Origin of the sequence: Pandoraea anhela, from assembly GCF_902459655.1 — a bacterium.
Lineage (GTDB): Bacteria > Pseudomonadota > Gammaproteobacteria > Burkholderiales > Burkholderiaceae > Pandoraea > Pandoraea anhela.
The window spans coordinates 134700-154488 of the sequence record NZ_CABPSB010000008.1; the positions used below are offsets into that span (position 1 = coordinate 134700).

At 64.7% G+C, this 19789-nt stretch carries 14 protein-coding genes; 5 read left to right on the forward strand and 9 right to left on the reverse strand.

Annotated features, from left to right (window positions below; translation table 11 throughout):
- Positions 1-79: 79 nt before the first annotated feature.
- Positions 80-661, forward strand: coding sequence for a hypothetical protein (locus tag PAN31108_RS13305; RefSeq protein WP_150669335.1), 582 nt, complete (start codon positions 80-82; stop codon positions 659-661).
- Here PAN31108_RS13305 and PAN31108_RS13310 read toward each other — a convergent pair.
- The 5 genes from PAN31108_RS13310 to PAN31108_RS13330 all read right to left on the reverse strand — a co-directional run bounded on the left by PAN31108_RS13310 (position 649) and on the right by PAN31108_RS13330 (position 8983).
- Positions 649-2133, reverse strand: a complete 1485-nt coding sequence (locus tag PAN31108_RS13310) for a heavy metal sensor histidine kinase (protein WP_150669400.1) — start codon at positions 2131-2133, stop codon at positions 649-651. The two genes, PAN31108_RS13305 and PAN31108_RS13310, sit on opposite strands and share 13 nt — an antisense overlap.
- Before the next feature lie 45 nt (positions 2134-2178).
- Positions 2179-2853: a heavy metal response regulator transcription factor gene (locus tag PAN31108_RS13315; protein ID WP_150669336.1), complete on the reverse strand. Its 675-nt coding sequence runs from the start codon at positions 2851-2853 to the stop codon at positions 2179-2181.
- 9 nt (positions 2854-2862) lie between these two features.
- Positions 2863-4326, reverse strand: coding sequence for an efflux transporter outer membrane subunit (locus PAN31108_RS13320; protein ID WP_150669401.1), 1464 nt, complete (start codon positions 4324-4326; stop codon positions 2863-2865).
- Positions 4327-4358: 32 nt separating this feature from the next.
- Complete coding sequence (locus PAN31108_RS13325; protein WP_150669337.1) at positions 4359-5621, reverse strand: efflux RND transporter periplasmic adaptor subunit; 1263 nt, start codon at positions 5619-5621, stop codon at positions 4359-4361.
- A gap of 74 nt (positions 5622-5695) precedes the next feature.
- Positions 5696-8983 (reverse strand): efflux RND transporter permease subunit, encoded by a 3288-nt coding sequence (locus PAN31108_RS13330; RefSeq protein WP_246183942.1) that lies wholly within the window; start codon positions 8981-8983, stop codon positions 5696-5698.
- Positions 8984-9329: 346 nt separating this feature from the next.
- Here PAN31108_RS13330 and PAN31108_RS13335 point away from each other — a divergent pair, with 346 nt between their 5' ends.
- The 3 genes from PAN31108_RS13335 to PAN31108_RS13345 all read left to right on the forward strand — a co-directional run bounded on the left by PAN31108_RS13335 (position 9330) and on the right by PAN31108_RS13345 (position 12305).
- Complete coding sequence (locus tag PAN31108_RS13335; RefSeq protein WP_150669338.1) at positions 9330-10487, forward strand: Dyp-type peroxidase; 1158 nt, start codon at positions 9330-9332, stop codon at positions 10485-10487.
- Positions 10484-11299 carry a family 1 encapsulin nanocompartment shell protein gene (locus PAN31108_RS13340; RefSeq protein WP_150669339.1) on the forward strand — a complete coding sequence of 272 codons (816 nt, stop codon included), beginning with the start codon at positions 10484-10486 and terminating at the stop codon, positions 11297-11299. The genes PAN31108_RS13335 and PAN31108_RS13340 overlap by 4 nt, the downstream gene beginning before the upstream one ends.
- A gap of 433 nt (positions 11300-11732) precedes the next feature.
- Entirely contained in the window at positions 11733-12305 is a 573-nt protein-coding gene (locus tag PAN31108_RS13345) for an IQM protein middle domain-containing protein (protein ID WP_150669340.1), read from the forward strand.
- Positions 12306-12434: 129 nt separating this feature from the next.
- Here the strand turns inward: PAN31108_RS13345 and PAN31108_RS13350 are convergent, their stop codons facing one another.
- The 4 genes from PAN31108_RS13350 to metE form a co-directional block, all read right to left on the reverse strand.
- Complete coding sequence (locus PAN31108_RS13350; RefSeq protein WP_150669341.1) at positions 12435-14162, reverse strand: glycosyltransferase family 39 protein; 1728 nt, start codon at positions 14160-14162, stop codon at positions 12435-12437.
- Positions 14163-14205: 43 nt separating this feature from the next.
- Positions 14206-15609 carry a sensor histidine kinase gene (locus PAN31108_RS13355; protein WP_150669342.1) on the reverse strand — a complete coding sequence of 468 codons (1404 nt, stop codon included), beginning with the start codon at positions 15607-15609 and terminating at the stop codon, positions 14206-14208.
- The gene (locus PAN31108_RS13360; RefSeq protein WP_069343793.1) at positions 15606-16265 is read right to left on the reverse strand and encodes a response regulator transcription factor; all 660 of its coding nucleotides are present in this window, start codon (positions 16263-16265) and stop codon (positions 15606-15608) included. The genes PAN31108_RS13355 and PAN31108_RS13360 overlap by 4 nt, the downstream gene beginning before the upstream one ends.
- Before the next feature lie 321 nt (positions 16266-16586).
- Positions 16587-18875 (reverse strand): 5-methyltetrahydropteroyltriglutamate--homocysteine S-methyltransferase, encoded by a 2289-nt coding sequence (gene metE / locus PAN31108_RS13365; RefSeq protein WP_150669343.1) that lies wholly within the window; start codon positions 18873-18875, stop codon positions 16587-16589.
- A 312-nt stretch (positions 18876-19187) separates the two neighbouring features.
- On the opposite strand from metE, the gene PAN31108_RS13370 reads away from it, so the two are divergent.
- A complete protein-coding gene (locus PAN31108_RS13370) occupies positions 19188-19787 on the forward strand; it encodes a putative pterin-binding protein (RefSeq protein ID WP_150669344.1) in 600 nt (199 codons plus the stop codon).
- Positions 19788-19789 lie beyond the last annotated feature (2 nt).

Below are 19789 nucleotides of genomic sequence, written 5' to 3' on the forward strand. Positions count from 1 at the left end.
TGTCGCCGCTGCGGCGCACCGGTCCATCGGCCCATCGACCCACGACGCCCCCTGATACGGCAAGCACCCGGAGATCGCCATGGCACGGTCCGCCTTGAAATTCGACGATGCAACCTATGCTGCCTTGCTCGGTGCCGCACGCGATGCGGACGCAGTACACCCTCACAACAATCCGGCCTTCCTCGATGCCTTCCTGTCCGAGGCGTGGAAAGTCGCGCACCGGATTTACGGCGCACAGACCTACCTGCGTTTCATGGCGCAGGCCGGCGTCACGCGTCGCCCGAGCGCCGGTACGGTGCAGAAAGCCATCGTGCGGACTCGCGCGATGTTCGAAACGCCCGTCATTCCGACCTTTGGCGCGCTGCCCGGGGCCGGCGGGTCCGTCTGGGCGCAGCAACTCGAACAGAATCTGGCTCGCGCCATGACGCTGCTCGACGCCATGCCCGATAGCCACCATGCGCTGGGCGACGGCACGACCGATGCCGCGGACGCCATGCGGCGCGTGCAGCATCTCGAACGTGAAAATCTGGAGCTGCGCGCGCGTCTCGCACAGATGACGGTGGCTGCCGCATACGCCCGCGAGGCGCTGGGCGAGACGCTGACCGTTTTCGCGCCGCATGCCATGGCGCACACGGGCAGCCTCGGCCGTCAGGGCGTTTGACGGGCCAGCGACGTCGGGGAGGACGTCGCCGATGCGGTCGATGTTGCCGCCATTGCAGCGGCAGATGACGGCGCACAGGCGCCGTCCTCGTCCTGGCCGCCCGCCGTGGCGGTCACGGAGAAGCCGAACGCATTGAAGCCGTTCGCGCTGCGTGCCCAGACCGTCCCGCCATGCATTTCGGCAATCGCCTTCACGATGGCCAGTCCCAGCCCGTGGTTCTCCCGGCTGTTCGTGCGTGACGCCTCCGCACGGTAGAAGCGGTCGAACAGGTGCTTGAGGACGTCCGGCGGGATCGGTTCGCCCGGGTTGACGACTTCGATATGGACTTGCCGCCCATCGTCCGGCCGCGGCGAGATGCGCACGTCGATGTTCGCGCCCGGCGCGCAATGCTCGATGGCGTTCATCACCAGATTGGCCAGCGCCCGGCCGAAAAGCGCCTTGTTGACGTGCGCGAACGCGCTGCCGTGCAGACGCGCGCTCACCTGCGCTTCCTCCAGCGGGATCTCCAGAAACTCCAGCGTATGCGCTGCCTCGCTGCCGAGCGATACGGCGGTGAGCCCCGTGGCGCGTTCGCCCTGATCGGCCCGCGACAGGAACAGCATGTCATTGATGATGGTGCGCATGCGGCCCAGTTCTTCGAGGTTCGATTGCAGCAGCCCGCGCAACTCCTCGACGGGCCGCTCGCGTGTGAGCGCGACCTCTGTCTGCCCGATCAGGATGGTGACCGGCGTGCGAAGCTCATGCGCGACATCGGCGTTGAACGATTCCAGGCGCTCGTAAGCGCTGTCGAGTCGCGCTAACGCACCGTTGAACGAATGCGCGAGATCGTCGAGTTCGACCGGGAGCGAGCGGGTCACGAGGCGCTGCTTCCGATTATCGGGACGGATTTCGGACGCTTCGCGCGTGAGCCGCCGCAGCGGCGACAGGCCGAGCCGTGTGACGGAAAGGGTGAGCAGCAGTACGCCGAGTGCGCCCAGGCCCGACAGTGCGGCGAGACTCAGGCCGAAGGCTTGCAAGGTCTGCTCGTTCGGGGTGTAGCTCGCCGCGACTTGCAGCGCGACGGCGGGCCGTGCGCCGTAGGGCGGCAGGATTTCGCGCGTGGTCAGCATGTCGTCGCCACCGTTGTCGGGGCGCAGACGCACGTACCCGTTGGATAGTCGTTTGACGAACATGCCGCTGATCGGGGTGCCGAATGTGTATCTCGGGTCGTCGCTGGTGATGGCGTAGGTCGTGGTGCCGTCGCGCGGCGTCATGTCGCTCAGTTTCTCGCGCACCATCTGCCACTTCTCGGGCGTGCCGCCGTGATAGACGATGATGTGTGCGATCTGGGCGCGGTCGTCGAGCGACTCCCGCAGGTGCCGTTCCAGTTGCACCCGCAACACCAGATACAGCGCCGCGCCCACGAGGGCGAACACCGACAGCGCCACCACGGCAAACATGGCGGCAAGGCGGCGGGAGATCGAGTGTTTCACGGCAATGGTCGGCATCGGTTCGCCTGGCGGGTGCGCGCCTGTGTGCTACGCGTCGCGAACCTCCAGCACGTAACCCATGCCGCGCACGGTGTGAAGCAGTTTGGTGGTGAACGGGCCGTCGAGCTTGGCGCGCAGGCGTTTGATGGCGGTCTCGACGACGTTTGTGTGGCTATCGAAATTGACGTCCCAGACCAGTTCGGTAATGGCCGTCTTCGACAGAATGTCGCCCTGGCGGCGCGCAAGCACCGACAGTAACTGAAACTCCTTGGCGGTGAGGTCGAGCCGGTGGCCGTCGCGTGTGGCGCGACGTCCGATCAGGTCGACGAACAGGTCGCCGACCGAAATCAGCGTCGACTCCTGCACCCGGGTGCGACGGGCGAGCGCATGCAGGCGCTCGACCAGTTCGATGAAGGAAAACGGTTTCGTGAGGTAGTCGTCGGCGCCTTCGCGCAGGCCACGTACCCGGTCGTTCACGTGATCGCGCGCCGTGAGCATGATGACCGGGGTCGATTTGCGCTCGCGCAACGCGCCGAGCACCGCAAAGCCGTCGCGCTTGGGCAACATGACGTCGAGCACGATCACGTCGTAGTCGAACTCCAGCGCCAGATGCGTGCCTTCCTCGCCGTCGAGCGCCACGTCGACCACCCACCCTTGCTCGGTCAGCCCAGAGCGCAAATAGTCCACTACCTTTTGTTCGTCCTCAACGATCAGAACTTTCATGTCGTCACCTCATCTGTGCGCATTATACGAGTCAGAGGGCGTCTGGGTGGATGAGGCGGTTGCTGTTTCGGACGGTTGCCATCCGCCGCCCAGCGCCTTGACCAGCGCGACCGACAGCACCAGTTGCTGGCCACGAATCTGTACGTCCTGACGCTCGCTCGCGAGTGCCGCCTGCTGCGCCGTGATCACGCTCAGGTACGCCGTCAGACCGCCGGCGTACCGATCGTTGGCAAGGCTGAGCAGGCGTTCGGCGTCGACCACGGCAGCGTGCGACTCGCGCGCGGCGGCGTCGAGCACCGACAGGCCGGTCACGCCGTCCTGCACTTGCTCAAACGCGGTGAGCACCGTCTGGCGGTAATTGGCCTCGACCCCGCGATAACCGGCGCTGGCGAAGTCGACGGCGGCCTGGCGCCGTCCGCCGTCAAAGATCGCTTGCGACGCCAGTGTGCCCAGCGTCCAGAGCAGGCTCGGGGCGGAGAGCAGGTTGGCGAACTCGGTGCTTTGCCAGCCGAGGCTCGGATTGAGTATCAGGCTCGGGAAAAAGGCCGCCTTCGCTACGCCGATCTGTGCGTTTGCAGCGGCCATGCTGCGCTCTGCCGAGGCGACGTCGGGGCGTCGTTGCAGGATGTCGCTCGGCACGCCGAGCGGAATCGGCGGCAGCGTGTCGGGCAGCGGCCCCGGCGCCACGGAGAACGCCGGCGCGGGAACCCCGACGAGCGCGGCGATCGCATGCTCGTACTGATCGCGCTGTTGATGCAGCAGCCGCGCCTGCACACGCGTGGTGTCGAGCTGCGATTGCTGCTGAAGCACGTCCAGTCCCGAGACCGCGCCCAGATCGTGCTGTGCGCTCACATAGTCGAGCGCCTTTTGCTGCAATGCGACGGACTGATCGAGCACCTTGATCTCGGCGTCGAGCGCGCGCAACTGGAAGTATGCAGTGGCCAGTTGCGTCGTAAGCACCAGACGCGCGTTCGCCAGATCGTCGCCAGCCTGTTCGGCCGACGCCTGTGCGCCTTCGATCTGACGGCGGATGCGGCCGAACAGATCGGTGTCGTAGCTCACGCCGAGGCCCAGTTGCACATTGTTCTGCACCGTCGACATGCTTTTCGACGAATAGCTGGTCACGGGCCGATCGGCGGAAATGCGCTGTCGTGCCAGACCCAAAGACGCATCGACTTCCGGCAGACGTTGCGCCGAGAGGCCGGAGAGCGATGCCTGCGCCTGATCGTAGTGGGCAACGGCTGCCGCGAGCGTCTGGCTCTGGGCGAGCGCCTGCGACTCCAGCGCGTCGAGCGCCGGTTCCTGGAACGCCTTCCACCAGTCGGGCTGCAACGCCGCGTGCGAAGGCTGCGCGAGCTTCCAGTAGCCGTGCGTTTTCCAGTCGGGCGGCGTCGACACTGCGGGGCGGTGGTAGTCCGGTCCGACGGCGCATGCACCGAGCAACGCACTCAGTGCGGAGATGGCGAGCAGCATTGCGCCGAACCGGGCGCTGCGCAGGGTCCCACTCACGATTGGGCTCCTTGCGGTTTCGCGGCGCCGCCCCCCGGCTTGCCCCCCGGAGCCGCTTTGACGACGAGCGCTTTGGCCTGCACGCGATCGCCGTCGTCGATGGAGTCGCTCGGGTTGACGATCACGCGATCGGTCGGCGAGACCCCTTCGGCCAGTTCCAGCGATTGACCGAGATCCTGCGCGATCACGATGCGGTGCAGATGCACGATGCCCTGATCGTCGACGACCGCCACACGCGGCCCCTCGGCGCGGAACAGCAGGGCGTTGGCCGGCACGCTCAGATGTGCCTGCACGGCGCTCGGCAAGGACAGTTGCACGTATGCGCCGGGCCGCAGTTTGCCGTCGGGATTCGGTAGCGCGGCCTCGATCTGGAGCGAGCGCGTCGTCACGTCGATGGCGCCCGATACATGCGTGATCTTGCCCTGGAAGTGCTGGCCCGGCAGTTCGGCCTGCGTGACGACGACAGGCTGACCGACCGCCACGCCTTGCGCATACGCCTGCGGCACTTGCACGTACACGCGTAACGGGTCGGTCTGCGCCAGCGAGAACAGCGCCTGACTGTTGCCGCTGCCCGCAGCGATGAGGTCGCCGATATCGACGTTGCGTTGCGTGATCACGCCGTCGAACGGCGCGACGATCCGTTTGAAGGACTCCAGTTGGGCAAGTCGCTTGACGTTGGCGTCTGCCGCGGCAAGGTTCGCCACACCTTGCGAATAGGTGCTTTGGCGCTCGTCGAGTTCCTGCTGCGACACGGCGTCGCGCTCACGCAACTGCTGCCAGCGCTCGAGCGACGACTTCGCGAGTCCGAGGCTGGCATGGATCTGATTGCGCTGGGCGATGGCCTGGGCGAGTTCCTGATCGATTTCCGGGGTATCGAGATCGGCGAGCAACTGGCCTTGTTTGACCCGGGCGCCGATATCGACATAGCGATGCAGCAGATAACCTGTCGCACGGGCATAGATGGGCGACTCCACCGCGCCGCGCAGGGTCGCCGGCAGCAGCGTCTCGCTGGCCTCGCTGGCCTGCGGAGTCACGACACTCACATATTGCTTCGCGTTTTGCTCCGTGACACCGGCCACTTCGCGGCGTTGCAGCGCATTGGAGAGGGTGGTGCGCGCCGCGCCGGCAACCAGCAGCACGGCGACGACGATCAGCACGATCCTGGCGCGGCGGAACTCTCCGCGACGCGGGGGCAACTGCCGGCCGTCGGCAGGGTCGTGCTCGGGAATGGCCAGTTCGGCGTGATGTTTCTCGGTCATGTCGTTCAACCCGTCAAATCTTGGTATCTGGTAGGGAGGCGCCCGTTTGTGCGCCTCGGTCACGTTTGGCCGTGTTATCGCGGGGCGCTGTCGTGGTCGTCGCCTTGTGTCGGCGCGGACCCGTTGTCGCCAGGGGCGCTATGGTGGCTACGGTCGCTATGGTGGCTACGGTCGCCAGAGGCGTGACTGCTGGTGTTGCCGGTATTGCCGTCCCGGCGCGCCTTGCGCCGCGCGAGCCGTATATGAACCCCGGCGAAGACCAGCGGCACGAAGAAGAGCGTCGAGACCGTGGCGAACATCAGGCCGCCGATGACGGCGCGGCCCAGCGGTGCGTTCTGTTCCGCGCCTTCGCCGAGGCCGAGCGCCATCGGCACCATGCCGATGATCATCGCCAGTGCGGTCATGAGTACCGGACGGATCCGGCTCGCCCCGGCTTCGAGCGCCGCCTTGAGCGGCGCCATGCCCGCCGCCATGCGCTGTCGCGCGAAGGCCACCACGAGAATGCTGTTGGCGGTCGCGACCCCCATGGTCATGATGGCCCCGGTGAGCGCCGGCACGGACAGACGCGTGCCGGACAGGAACAGCATCCAGACGATGCCAGCCAGTGCGGCGGGCAGGGCGCTCACGATGATGAGCGGATCCACCCACGACTGGAAATTCACCACGATGAGCAGGTAGACGAGCACGATGGCCATCGCCACGCCGATACCCAGCCCCAGATACGAGCTTTGCATCGTGCTGACCTGACCGCGCACCACGATCTGGCTGCCGCGCGGCAGGTCCTTGCGCGCTTGCGCGACGAGCTTGTCGATGTCGCCGGCCACGCTACCCAGATCCCGGCCTTCCACGCTCACGAAGATGTCGATCACCGGGCGAATGTTGTAGTGGCTCACGACGGCGAAGCGCTGCGTCGGCTCGACCTTCACGAAGTTGGCGAGCAACTGCGGCTGGCCGTTGTTCGCCGTACCCGCGACCGGCAGACGCAGCAGATCGTCGATCGAACCGATACGGTACTGGGGCGACTGCACCGACACGCTGTATTCCACGCCGTTTTGTTCGTTGAACCAGAAGCCCGGCGACGTCTGCGAACTCCCCGAGAGCGAGATCAGCACGTTCTGCGCCACCGCATTGGCGTTCAGATTCAACTGCTGCAAGCGCGTGCGGTCCATGTCGAGGTGGATCGTCGGGGCGTTCACGCGTTGCTGGATGTGCGTGTCGACCGTCCCCGGCACCTGGCGCACCTGCTTGAGCAGCTTTGTCGCCACGTCGAAATTCGCCAGTTGCTGGTTGCCGGTGATCTGGATGTCGATGGCGGCAGGCAGGCCGAAATTGAGGATCTGCGTGACGATGTCTGCCGGCTGAAAGAAGAACTCCACACCGGGGAAGCGCTGCGGTAGCAGGGCGCGCAGCTTGTCGATGTAACCCGCGCTGGGGTGATGGTCCGGTGTGAGCGCGATCTGGATTTCCCCGTCGAGCGTGCCGATCGTGCCCGAGTTGCTGTAAGCGAGATTGATGCCGCTATAGGGCAGGCCGAGGTTGTCGAGGATGGTTTCGAGTTCGTTGGCAGGCACCACCTCGCGCACCACCTTTTCGACCTCGTCCGCCAGACGCGCCGTTTCCTCGATACGCGTGCCGGTCGGCGCGCGCATGTGCAGACGGATATTGCCCGCGTCGACCGCCGGGAAGAAGTCGGCCCCGAGGGCGAACACCAGCCCCATCGACAGCACGCAGAATGCGAGGAAGCCCGTGGCGAACACCCGGCGACGGACCAGCAGGGTCGACAGCAAGACGATGTACGCGGCGCGCATGCGCTCGAAACCGGCATCGAAGCGCAGGTAGAGGCGACGGAACATGCCGGGTCTGGCGTTCGGATCGACCGGATGCGCGCGGCCCATGAGCAGCATGGCCAGCGTGGGCACCAGGGTACGCGAGAGGACGTACGACGCCAGCATGGCGAACACCACCGCTTCGGCCAGCGGCACGAACAGATAGCGAGCCACGCCCGTGAGGAAGAACATCGGCACGAACACGATGCAGATACACAACGTGGAGACCAGTGCCGGGATGGCGATTTCACCCGCGCCGTCGAGAATCGCCTGATGCAGCGGCGTGCCCATGTGTAAATGCCGCTCGATGTTCTCGATGGTTACGGTGGCGTCGTCGACCAGAATCCCTACGGCGAGCGCGAGACCGCCCAGCGTCATGATGTTGATCGTCTGGCCGAGGGCGTGCAGCGCCAGGAGCGAGGAGAGGATCGAGAGCGGAATGGAGATGGCGATGATGCAGGTGCTGCGCCAATTACCGAGGAACAGCAGGATCATGGCGGCCGTGAGCGCGGCGGCGATCAGCGCTTCGTGGATCACGCCCTGCACGGCGGCTTTCACGAACACCGACTGGTCGAACAGCGCGGAGACGTGCAGGTCGGCGGGCAACGCCGCCCGGGCTTCGGGCAGCAGGGCCTTGAGCGAGTCGACGACCGACAGCGTGGAGGCATCGCCCGTCTTCATGATCGACATGAGCACGCCGCGCTGGCCGTTTTGCCGCACGATGTTCGTCTGCGGCGAGAAGCCCGTGCGCACATGCGCGACTTCTCGCAGGTAGGTCGTCGCGCCGGCGACCGTGCGCACCGGAATGTCGTTCAGCCCCTCGACCGTCGGCGGCGAGCCGTTCATGTCGACGGTGTACTCGCGCGGCCCGATCTTGGCCGTGCCGGTGGGCAAAATCAGGTTCTGGGCGTTGACGGCGGCGACCACGTCCTGCGGCGTCAGGCCTTTGGCGAGCAGGGCGCGCGTGTCGATGTCGACGGAGATGAGGCGTGTTTTGCCCCCATATGGATAGGGGACTGCCGCCCCCGGGATCGTGACGAGTTGGGGGCGCAGAAAGTTGAGCGCCGTGTCGTTGAGCGCCGGCTCCGACAGACTCGGGCTCGACAGCCCCAGTTGCATGACCGGGATCGACGAGGCCGAATAGCTGACGACCAGCGGCGGCGTGGCGCCCGGCGGCATCTGCTTGAGCTGTGCCTGTTCCACGGCGACGACCTGCGCGATGGCGGTCTGGATGTTGGTCGTCGGTTGCAGAAAGATTTTGATGATGCCGATACCGGGCAACGATTGCGATTCGGTGTGCTCGATATTGTTGACGGTCGTCGTCAACGCGCGTTCGTTGCCGGAGAGCATCCGCTCGGCAATGTCCTGTGCGGACAGGCCGTTATAGGTCCAGATGACGCTGATGACAGGGATATTGATTTCCGGTAGCACGTCCACGGGCGTGCGCAGGAGCGCGAGCGGCGTGGCGAGCAGAATCAGAATGGCCATCACGATGAACGTGTAGGGCCGTTTGAGCGCAACGTTGACAATCCACATGATTCAGACGCGCTCGGGCGCAGTCGCAGGCGTACGGACAAGGGCCGTCCGATGTGCGCTCGCGGGCGCGCCACCGGTACCGGAAGGAACGCCGCCATGTTATGAGTGCGCCGCCAACGCCAAAATGGCGCGAATATGGCGAAATTGACAGAATCGGTGTGATCGCCCGCAAACCCGCGTCGCATAAGGATCGGCGGGGCGGGATGTCGATGGGAGTGGCATATTACGGTGTGTTGCGTTATAACGTTGACACACCAAAAGTCACTGTCCGATAGTCTGCGGTGCTGCCTGTCGAGCGCAGCGGTCGTCGCCGGTGGCAAGAACTCAAGTCCCAAGCAGGAAAGCAATGATCGAACGCCCGATTTCTCGTCCCGAATCCAATTCCGACCCTGCCCCCGAACCCCAGCCCGTGTCCGGCACTGTCACCCGCAGCGCCATCTTCCTTGTGGCGACCATTCGCGACGACGCGGCGGCGCATGCGGCCGTACGTAGCTGGTGCGCCGACGCCGCCGCGTATGTCCGCTCGGTCGGCAAGCGCGTGCCGAGCGGCAATCTGTCCTGCGTGGTCGGCTTCAGCGACAACGCCTGGGACCGCCTGTTCGGCGACCCGCGCCCGGCGCAATTGCATCCGTTCCGTGAATTCGGCGCCGGCAAGCGCCACGCGCCGGCCACCCCCGGCGATCTGTTACTGCACATCCGCGCCGAGCAGATGGACCTGTGTTTCGACCTCGCCACCCTCATGCTGAACAAGCTGGGCGACGCCGTGACGGTCGTCGACGAGGTGCACGGCTTCCGCTATTTCGACATGCGCGCGATGATCGGTTTCGTCGACGGCACCGAGAACCCGGAAGGTCAGGAGGCGCTCGACTTCACGGTGATGGGCGACGAAGATCCCGAATTCGCGGGCGGCAGCTATGTGCTGGTGCAGAAGTACCTGCATGACATGACCGGCTGGAACGCCTTGCCGGTCGAGGTGCAGGAGCGCATCATCGGCCGCACCAAGTTCTCGGATGTCGAGCTGGACGAAGACGTCAAGCCGAGCAATTCGCATAGCGCGCTCACCACGCTCGAAGTGGACGGCAAGGAAGTGAAGATCCTGCGTGACAACATGCCGTTCGGTCGCCCCGGCTCGGGCGAGTTCGGCACGTACTTCATCGGTTATGCGCGCTCGCCGTGGCCGATCGAACAGATGCTGGAAAACATGTTCGTCGGCAAGCCGCCCGGCAACTACGACCGTCTGCTGGACTTCAGTACGGCGGTGACGGGGGGCTTGTTTTTCGTGCCCTCGGCGCCGTTGCTGGAGTCGCTGGCCGAACGTGTGCCGGCAGCCGCCGGCGCCGAATCCGGCAACGTCATCGAGACGTTGATCGACGCACAGCCGTCCGGCGTCCAAGTCCTGGACGCCGCATCGACGACGGCGACAACACATTCTCATCAGGCAAGCCCCGCCGTAGCGGACGGCTCGCTGCAAATCGGATCGCTCAAAGGAGTTTCTCAGGCATGAACAACCTGCATCGCGAACTAGCCCCCATTTCGAGCGCCGCGTGGGCGCAGATCGAAGAAGAGGTGGCCCGTACATTCAAGCGCACCGTGGCCGGCCGTCGTGTGGTCGATGTGAAGGGCCCGGGCGGTCTCGCGCTCGCGGGCGTGGGCACCGGCCATCAGAAAGCCATCGATGCGCCGCTGGCCGGCGTGGACGCGCGCCAACGTCAGGTGCAACCGCTGGTCGTGCTGCGCGTGCCGTTCGAACTTTCGCGCGAGGCGATCGACGACGTGGAGCGCGGCGCCAACGATTCCGACTGGCAACCCGCCAAGGATGCCGCGATCAAGCTGGCTTACGCGGAAGACCGTGCGATCTTCGACGGCTACAAAGCCGCGCACATCACGGGCGTACGCGAGGGGTCATCGAATCCCGTGCTGCCGCTGCCGGCCGATATCGCCGAATATCCGACGGTCATTGCGAAGGCGCTTCAGCAATTGCGACTGGAAGGCGTTGACGGCCCGTACAACGTTTTGCTCGGCGCAGACGCCTACACGGCGGTTGCCGAAGCGAACGATCAGGGCTATCCGATTCTGGAACACATCAGCCACATCGTGAGCGGCGAGATCATCTGGGCGCCGGCCCTCGACGGCGGCGTGGTGGTATCGACGCGCGGCGGCGATTACGAGATGCACATCGGTCAGGACGTCTCGATCGGCTATCTCGATCACAACGCCACCAGCGTGCGCCTGTATCTGGAAGAGACCTTCACGTTCCTGATGCTGACGGCGGAAGCCGGGGTATCGGTCTCGGCGAGGAAGACGAAGGGCAAGTAACGCACCGGCTCGGCGCCATGAGTCGTGAGCGGGTGTTGATCGCCCGCTGCGTCGAAGACGCGCTTGGCGGGTAGGTGTGACGGCACCGGCGGGGGAAATCCCTCGCCGGTGTTTTCGTTTTAGAGAGCGCGCAACTACAGTGCGCAACTACCGCGTGCAAAAACGGCGCGCAAATACAGCGCACATGAAAATGACGGACCGCATACCCTAAGCACGTGCAAGGGCATGCGATTCGACGGATGCGTTGACCGGGGAGCGCCTTTGGAGATCGCGACCCGGTAGCGTCGGTGCGCTCGCGCTTCGCTGCGTGCGCCAGAGATGCGCGCTCAGGCCTATCGGCGATAAGAAAGTCGGCAGAATCGTCCCGTCAGATAACGCTGTGAGGGGGACCTCATCGTCCACTCGCGGCTGTCTCATTACGATGGTGCGAATCATGAAACTCTCTTCCAAGCTAACGACTTTATTCTCGAAGCCCGAGTCGAGCACCGACTCGAAGGCTGCCGCTTCTACCTCCACGGCATCCAATGCCGCCGCTTCGACCAGTGCGCAATTGAGCCATTTGCGTCCGGCGCCCAAGTCCGGCAATGGCGCCGCGCCGCGACAGCCGCATTCGCTCACGATCGCCCGCCCGACGACGTTTCCCGTGCGTGCGGAGCAGCAAGCAACGCATGAACTGCAAGTCAAGAACGGACTCGTGTATCAGAATAATCGCCGGTTCTCCACCGGCGAGTGGGAAGAAACGCGATTCGTCATGGGCGCAGACGGCAAGATGTTCGCCGACCGCCCCGACCGGGGCGATGTGCCGTTCCCCGATAATCACACGTCGTTTCTTCGTGGGGAACCTGCGGCCGCCGCAGGCGAGCTGACCGCACACGGTGGCGTTATCGAGACGATGAACAACTTCAGCGGCCACTACGCGCCGACGAACAACCACACCAAGCAAATGCTCAGCGAATTGGAGTCGCGAGGCGTCGACACGACGAAGATCAAGACGACGGCTTTCTGATTCCCGGCATTCGCGCGCCGTCCCGGCGTGCTGTCCAGGCGCACAATCGCTGCGCCCATAAGGCGCCGGCCGGAGGGGACTCCGGCCGGCGATGTTGACGATGTCGCCAGGGCAGCCCGGCGTTGTCGTTCAGGGTTGCGTGGGGGATGCGGTCGACGCCGGTGTGCTCACCGGCTTTTCGATGATGATGCGGCGGTTGTCGCGCGCAATGACCTTCATCGGCAGACCGAGCGTCTCGAGGACCGGGAACTTCTCCGGGTCGACCAGCGCCAGCGCCTTGGGCGCGGCCATCCAGACATCCACGAATTTCTCCAGTGTCGGCACCCAACTGTCCGGCGCCTGCGAGATACCGAACGCCAGTTCGTCCTGCACCGCGACCATGATCATCGGCTGCCGCAGGTAGTAAGGCATGGTGTGATCCAGCGTGCCGACCGAGTAGAACGGCGTGTCCGGTCCCAGTCGGTCCATCTCCGCGCGCACGGCCGGCACCAGATCGACACCCGAACTGGCGCGTCCGAAGGCTTCGTGGCCCGAGCCGCCGATCATCGCGAAGACCAGCCACGTGCCCGCGTAGGCGATCAGCGCCTGTTTGGTGCTGCGCGTGCTCAGCCAGCGGGTGATGCCGATACCGATCAGGCCGACGACGCTTGCCGCGTACAGGTAATGCGTGAACGCGCGATACGCCTCGACCGGGTTACGGCTGTCGGCATGATGCGAGAGGAATACCAGGCCCGTGACGATCGTCGCCAGGAACAGCAAGACGGATACGATCAGATGCTTGCGCAGCGATTCGCGCGTGATGCCGGCCAGCCCTAGGCCGAACAGCAAGGCGATGGCCGGCACGATCGGCAGCACGTAAGAAATCAGCTTCGAGTGCGAGAGCGAGAAGAAGCAGAAGATGAAGACTGCCCAGACCGTGATCATCAGCACCGGACGGAATCCGTTCGCCTGGCGCGGTACCGCGCGCGAGCCCGCAAAGGCGCGCGGGATCATCGACAGCCACGGCAGGAAGCCGACGATCAGCACCGGCACGAAATACCACAGCGCGCCGGGGCGATTGTGGTCCGGCTTCAGAAAGCGGTTGAAGTGCTCGTTGACGAAGAAGAACTCGAAGAACGACGGGTTGCGAGACATCACGGCGGCGAACCACGGCACCGTAACGGCGAGCAGCACGATCAGGCCGCTCACGAGGTGCAGGCGCTTCCACAAGGCCCAGTCACGCGAAATCAGCGTGTAGATCACGAGCACGGCGCCGGGCAGTACGACCCCGATCAGGCCCTTGCTCAGAATCGACAGCCCCATTGCCGCCCAGCACAACCACATCCAATGACGCGTCTGGGTGTCGGTGAGGCCCGGGCGCTGGGCGAGCAGCAGCGAGCACAGCACCAGCGTCATCATGAACGACAGGCCCATGTCGAGCACGTTGAAGTGGCCGAGCAGGCTCCACAGCGGGGCGCTCGCCAGCGCGAGGGCGGCGAAGAACCCGGCACGGGCATTGAATACGCGACGGCCGGTGTAACCCACGAGCAGCACGCCGCCGAAGCCGGTGAGCGCTGTCCACAGACGCGCCTGCCAGTCGCCAAGGCCGAAGACCATGAAGGTAAGCGCGTTCATCCAGGTCTGGAACGGCGGCTTCTCGAAGTAAAGATAACCGTTGTAGCGGGGGGTGACCCAGTCGCCCGTCGCGAGCATTTCGCGCGCCATTTCGGCGTAACGGCCTTCATCGCTGGAAATCAGATGGCGCAGATTCAGCACGCCGAACCAGACCAGCGCGAACACCACGACTAGCCAGAGCAGGGCGGTTGGAGAAATCGGCCAGGGGTCTAACCCGGCGTCACGTTGATGACGTGTGGACATGAATGCGAAGCTTCCCGTCTTGATGAATAGGATGAAAAGGCGGCTAAACGCTGGTGGTTTGCGACGACGGGTGCGCACGCGGCGCATCCGGCATCGCATCGGGGTTAGGGAGCGTGACCCTGACATGCAGGCCACGTGGGGGGAAAGGGCTGGCGTCTTGCAACGTGACCTGTCCGCCGAGGCGGTCGACGATGGCCCGCACGATCGCCAGTCCCAGCCCGGTGCCTTCGCCGCCATGATCGCGGGATTCGCGATGATCGGTGGCCCGGTAGAACGCGTCGAACACGCGCCCGCGCTTGTCGGCATCGATGCCGGGGCCGGAATCGATCACGTCGATGGCGACATCGCGGCCGGTGGACGACAGACGAACCGATACCGTGCCGCCCGCCGGCGTATAACGCACGGCGTTGCCGACGATATTCCCCAGCAGCGTGACGATATCGCGTTTTGCGCCCGCGACCCGCAGGCTGGAGCGCGCAGGCGGGATGGCAGGCACGTTCGACGAAGCGTCGACGAGATCGAGCACGATCTGCTTGCGGTCGGCAAGCACGAACACGTCTTCCAGTGCTTCGTGCACGGCGGGCAACAGCGTGAGCGGCGTGGCGGGCACGGTCGGGGCGCTCTGGGCGCGAGCGAGCGTCAGCAATTGCTCGATCAACGCGCGCGTGCGGCGTAGCCCGCTCTTGAGCTTGGTCAGGCGATTGCGCGTTTCGGCGTCGAGCCCGGCCGGTTCCAGCGCGCGGTCGAGGTTTTCCGATTGAATCACCAGGGCCGTGACCGGCGAGCGCAGTTCATGCGCGGCGTCGGCCACGAAGCGACGTTGCTCGTCGAGCGCCTTGTCCAGCCGGGACAGCAGACGGTTGATCGACACGATGAACGGCTCGATTTCCGTCGGCGCGCCCTGTGTATCGAGGCCACGCAGATCGGTATCGCGCCGTTTGTCGACCTCGGCGGCCAGCTGCTGTACCGGTCGCCACGCCCGGCGGACCGTCCACACGATGGCGGCAATGAGCAGCGGCACGAACACGACGAACGGCAGCGCGGTGCGCAGGCCGCTGTTGCGTGCAATCTCGTTACGCCCCTCAGTGGGCTGCGCGACGACGATGCGCAGTTCCGGCCCGATGGTGCGCACGAAAGCGCGCCAGGTGTGGTCGCCCGTGTTGACGGTGTGAAATCCGTCGGAGAGCGTCACCGGAAAGGTGCCGCCGAGGCGCTGCACGGTGAGACGGTAGTCGTGATCCTGAATCGGCAGGCCGTGCATGGCGTTGTCGGCACCGGCCAGATTACGGGTATCGACGAGGGCCGCAAGTTGCAACAACTGGTCGTCCTGAAACCGGTAGGCTTCACGAAACGCCGCCGCGTACGACACGAGACCCGCGACGATCGCCAGCCCCAGCGCGCAAGCCGAGAGCGTGACCACCAGACGCGACTGCAGCGAACGCATCATGCCTTGGGCACCAGCCAGCCCGCGCCCCGGATATTGCGGATGACGTCTGCCCCGAGCTTCTTGCGAATCGAATGAATCAGGAAGTCGATCATGTTGCTCTCGATCTCCTCCCCCCAACCGTACAGACGATGTTCGAGCGCGTCGCGCGAGAGGATCGTGCCGGGGCGCAGCATCAAGGCGTGCAGCAGCGCGTATTCGCGTGCCGACAGCACACAACTGTTCTCGCCGTAGGTCGCCTGGTGCGTGGCGGGGTCGAGCGCGAGTGCCCCGTTGGTCAGCACCGGAACGGCGACGCCGGCATGACGCCGGATGACGGCACGCATGCGCGCGAGCAACTCGCCGACTTCGAACGGCTTCACGACGAAGTCGTCGGCGCCCAGATCGAGTCCCTGAATGATGTCTTCGGCGCCGTCGCGCGCCGTCACGACGATGATCGGGGTGCGTCCGCCCGCACCGCGATGGGCGCGCAGGACTTCCCAGCCGTCGCGCCCGGGCAGGCCGAGATCGAGCAGCATCAGGTCGTAGGCATGCGCGGCGAGGGCGGCCAGCGCGGCATCGCCGTCACGACACCAGTCGGCCGCGTACGAGGCGTCCTTGAGCGCCTGCATCATGGCCTCTCCGATCATGGAGTCGTCTTCTACGAGCAATATCCGCATGGTTCTCTAAACGCATTCCGGGGTGGCCTGGGCAGCCACCCCCCAATCCTTGCCGTTCACAGGCACGGCACGGGCGCAAGATAGCGCGCGAAACTTAGGAGACACTTAGTGTGCGCCAAAGTACGGTGGCGCGAATATGCCATAAAAATCCAATTTTAATCAATGGTTTAGGCTGGATTTCTCATGTGGTTCCGCCGCCAAGGGGCAGCGCCTTGCGCCAACAAGCGCGGGCGGCACAACGCAAACAGGCCGGACAATCCCGGCCTGTCGTAGCTTTTCGCGGACTGAATTGCCGCGTATTGGCAACGTCGCGTCGACGGCTTACTGTGCGCGCAGGGTTTTCGCGGCCGCCACCATGTTTTGCAGCGCCGGAATGACTTCTGCCCACTGGCGTGTCTTCAAGCCGCAGTCCGGGTTGACCCACAGCCGCTCTGCCGGAATACGCTGGGCCGCCTTCTGCATGAGCGCGACCATGTGCGCTTGCGTGGGAATGTTCGGCGAGTGGATGTCGTACACGCCCGGCCCGATTTCGTTGGGGTATTGGAACGAGTCGAAGGCATCGAGAAGCTCCATATCCGAGCGCGACGTCTCGATGGTGATCACGTCGGCATCCATGTCGGCGATGGCGGCGATGATGTCGTTGAACTCCGAATAGCACATGTGCGTGTGGATCTGAGTGTTGTCCTGCACGCCGTTGGCCGCGATGCGGAAGGACTCGACCGCCCAGTCCAGGTACGTCTGCCATTGGGCGCGACGCAGCGGCAATCCCTCGCGCAGCGCCGCTTCGTCGATCTGGATCACCCGGACACCGGCGCGCTCCAGATCCAGTACTTCCTCGCGAATCGCCAGCGCCAGTTGGAAGCAGGAGACCGAGCGCGGCTGATCGTCGCGCACGAAGGACCAGTTAAGAATCGTGACGGGGCCCGTCAGCATGCCTTTCATGGGCTTGTCGGTCAGCGACTGCGCGTATTGGATCCACTCGACCGTCATGGCCGTGGGACGACGGATGTCGCCGAACATGATGGGCGGCTTCACGCAGCGCGAGCCGTACGACTGCACCCAGCCGAACTGGCTGAACGCATAGCCTTCGAGCTGTTCCCCAAAATACTCGACCATGTCGTTGCGCTCGGCTTCGCCGTGCACCAGCACGTCCAGCCCCAGCGCTTCCTGCTCGCGCACGCTGCGCTCGATTTCCTTTTGCATTGCGGCAACGTAGCCGGCGCGATCGAGTTCGCCCGACTTGAATTGGCTGCGGGCGTTGCGGATTTCGGCAGTCTGCGGAAACGAACCGATGGTCGTCGTGGGGTAGCGCGGCAGGTTCAGCTTGGCGGCCTGCTTCGGTGCACGCTCGGCATAGGAACGTTGACGACGACCCAGTGCCGCTTCGATCTTGCCCAGCGCCGCCTTCACGGCAGGGTTGTGCACGCGCGACGACGCACGTCGGCTGGCGATGGCGGCGGCATTGGCGCTCAGTTCGGCGGCGACGGCGTCGCGCCCCTCGTTGATCGCGCGCGCCAGCACGGTGAGTTCCGCCAGCTTCTGTTTGGCGAAGGCGAGCCATGACTTGATGTCGGCGTCGAGCTTTTGCTCGCTGTCGAGGTCGACCGGCACGTGAAGCAACGAGCACGACGGCGCGATCCAAAGACGCTCGCCGAGCGTTCCGGCGATCGGCGCCAGCCAGTCGAGCACGGCGGCCAGATCCGCTTTCCAGATGTTGCGTCCATTAATTACGCCCAGCGAGACCACCTTGTCGGCGGGGAGCGTGGCGATGACTTCGTCTACTTCGCCACGCGCATTCACGGCGTCGAGATGCAGACCGTCGACCGGCAGGCGGCACGCGAGCGGCAGGTTGTCCTGAAGTTCGCCGAAATACGTGGTGAGCAGACGCTTGACCGGCGCTGCGGCCAGCGCGGCGTAGGCCACCTCGAAGGCCTCTTGCCATGGCGCGCCCAATTCGGTCACGAGGGTCGGTTCGTCGATCTGCACCCACTCGACGCCCTGTGCGGCCAGCGTTTCCAGCAACTCGACATATACCGGCAACAGACGCGGCAACAGGGCCAGTTTGTCGCTGTCGTCTTTCGATTTGCCGAGCCACAAATAGGTGACCGGTCCGATGATGACCGGCTTGGCCTTCACGCCCGCAGCGTGGGCTTGCGCGAGTTGTTCGACCAGACGCGAAGCGTCTAGCGTGAACGTCGTCTCAGCGGTAAATTCCGGGACGATGTAGTGATAGTTGGTATCGAACCACTTAGTCATCTCGCCGGCGGCGACACCGTCACAGCATCCGGCATGTGCTTCGGTGCGCTGGGCGGAGCGGCCACGCGCCACGCGGAAGTAGTTGTCGAGCACGTCGCCCTGGAAGCCCTGCACGCGCCTGGGCAGGTTGCCCAGCGTGAAGCTCATGTCGAGTACCTGATCGTAAAACGCGAAATCGCCGACGGGTGCCAGATCCAGCGCCGCCTGATCGCGCCAGTGACGCAACCGCAGCGAAGCGCCGAGCGCTTTCAATTCGTCGCGCGACGATTGCCCCTTCCAGTAAGCCTCCTGACCGAACTTCAGCTCACGCTTCGCGCCGACGCGCGGAAATCCCAGGTTATGTGTCTTTGCCATGTTCTCTAATGACGGCTGCCGTCAGATGAATGAAATCGTGACGTCGATCATAGAGATTTCGATTTATGAATGAAAATGGTCTTATTTGTGATTAACGTTAATTTTATTCATGATTAGGGGCGAGGCGCGTTGCGGCGATGTCCTGACGCGCCTCGACGACTTTGATGCGGCATTGATGCGGCATTGATGCCCGGCAGGTCGTCGCCATCGTCAGATCGGGCGACATCGATGGTACGCTCGTGCGTCGGTTCGGCCCTCGGCGCGAGGGCGCCGGCCGCACATGCCATCGTCTCATCCGCTTTTGCCAACGCCATGAAAAAACGTGAATTCCTTGCCGGTGCCGTGGCACTGGGTGCATCGGTGCCCGTGTTTGCCAAATCTGCGGCATCGGCTGCGCCGGCTGCGCCAGCATCAACCCCGCTCGTCACGATCTCCGGCGCTGTCGAGCGTCATAACCGCGGTCCCGTCGATCCGGCGCTGGATCAGTTGTTTCACAAGCAATTGGTGCAATTCGACGCGGGTTACGCGCTCGACTTCGCCATGCTGACGCGCCTGCCTGCAAGAACGATTCGCCCGACGCTGGAGTACGACGCAAAGACGCATGCGCTGCGCGGCCCGCGTCTGGCCGACGTTCTGACGCAGGCGGGCGTGCCGGCGAACCCGTTGACGCAAGTCCTGTTGCGGGCGATCGACGGGTACGTCGTTGCGACCACGCTCGGTCAGGTGCGTGAGTACGGCTTCTTGCTCGCCACGCATATCGACGACAAACCGCTTGCGCTGGGCGGGCTCGGGCCGCTATGGGCGGTGTATGACCCGGCAGGAATTCCCGCGCTCGCGGGCAAACCGCTCAAGGAGCGGTTCACCCTGTGCCCGTGGGGCGTCTATCACATTCAGGTCAACGCGGTGTCCTGACG

What these genes read in the sequence shown, in the direction of transcription:
- PAN31108_RS13325 (WP_150669337.1), bottom strand. Translation starts at nt 5,621, where the DNA reads ATGACCGAGAAACATCACGCCGAACTGGCCATTCCCGAGCACGACCCT.
- PAN31108_RS13360 (WP_069343793.1), bottom strand. Translation starts at nt 16,265, where the DNA reads ATGCGGATATTGCTCGTAGAAGACGACTCCATGATCGGAGAGGCCATG.
- PAN31108_RS13330 (WP_246183942.1), bottom strand. Translation starts at nt 8,983, where the DNA reads ATGTGGATTGTCAACGTTGCGCTCAAACGGCCCTACACGTTCATCGTG.
- PAN31108_RS13305 (WP_150669335.1), top strand. Translation starts at nt 80, where the DNA reads ATGGCACGGTCCGCCTTGAAATTCGACGATGCAACCTATGCTGCCTTG.
- PAN31108_RS13320 (WP_150669401.1), bottom strand. Translation starts at nt 4,326, where the DNA reads ATGCTGCTCGCCATCTCCGCACTGAGTGCGTTGCTCGGTGCATGCGCC.
- PAN31108_RS13335 (WP_150669338.1), top strand. Translation starts at nt 9,330, where the DNA reads ATGATCGAACGCCCGATTTCTCGTCCCGAATCCAATTCCGACCCTGCC.
- PAN31108_RS13355 (WP_150669342.1), bottom strand. Translation starts at nt 15,609, where the DNA reads ATGATGCGTTCGCTGCAGTCGCGTCTGGTGGTCACGCTCTCGGCTTGC.
- PAN31108_RS13340 (WP_150669339.1), top strand. Translation starts at nt 10,484, where the DNA reads ATGAACAACCTGCATCGCGAACTAGCCCCCATTTCGAGCGCCGCGTGG.
- PAN31108_RS13345 (WP_150669340.1), top strand. Translation starts at nt 11,733, where the DNA reads ATGAAACTCTCTTCCAAGCTAACGACTTTATTCTCGAAGCCCGAGTCG.
- PAN31108_RS13370 (WP_150669344.1), top strand. Translation starts at nt 19,188, where the DNA reads ATGAAAAAACGTGAATTCCTTGCCGGTGCCGTGGCACTGGGTGCATCG.
- PAN31108_RS13315 (WP_150669336.1), bottom strand. Translation starts at nt 2,853, where the DNA reads ATGAAAGTTCTGATCGTTGAGGACGAACAAAAGGTAGTGGACTATTTG.
- PAN31108_RS13350 (WP_150669341.1), bottom strand. Translation starts at nt 14,162, where the DNA reads ATGTCCACACGTCATCAACGTGACGCCGGGTTAGACCCCTGGCCGATT.
- metE (WP_150669343.1), bottom strand. Translation starts at nt 18,875, where the DNA reads ATGGCAAAGACACATAACCTGGGATTTCCGCGCGTCGGCGCGAAGCGT.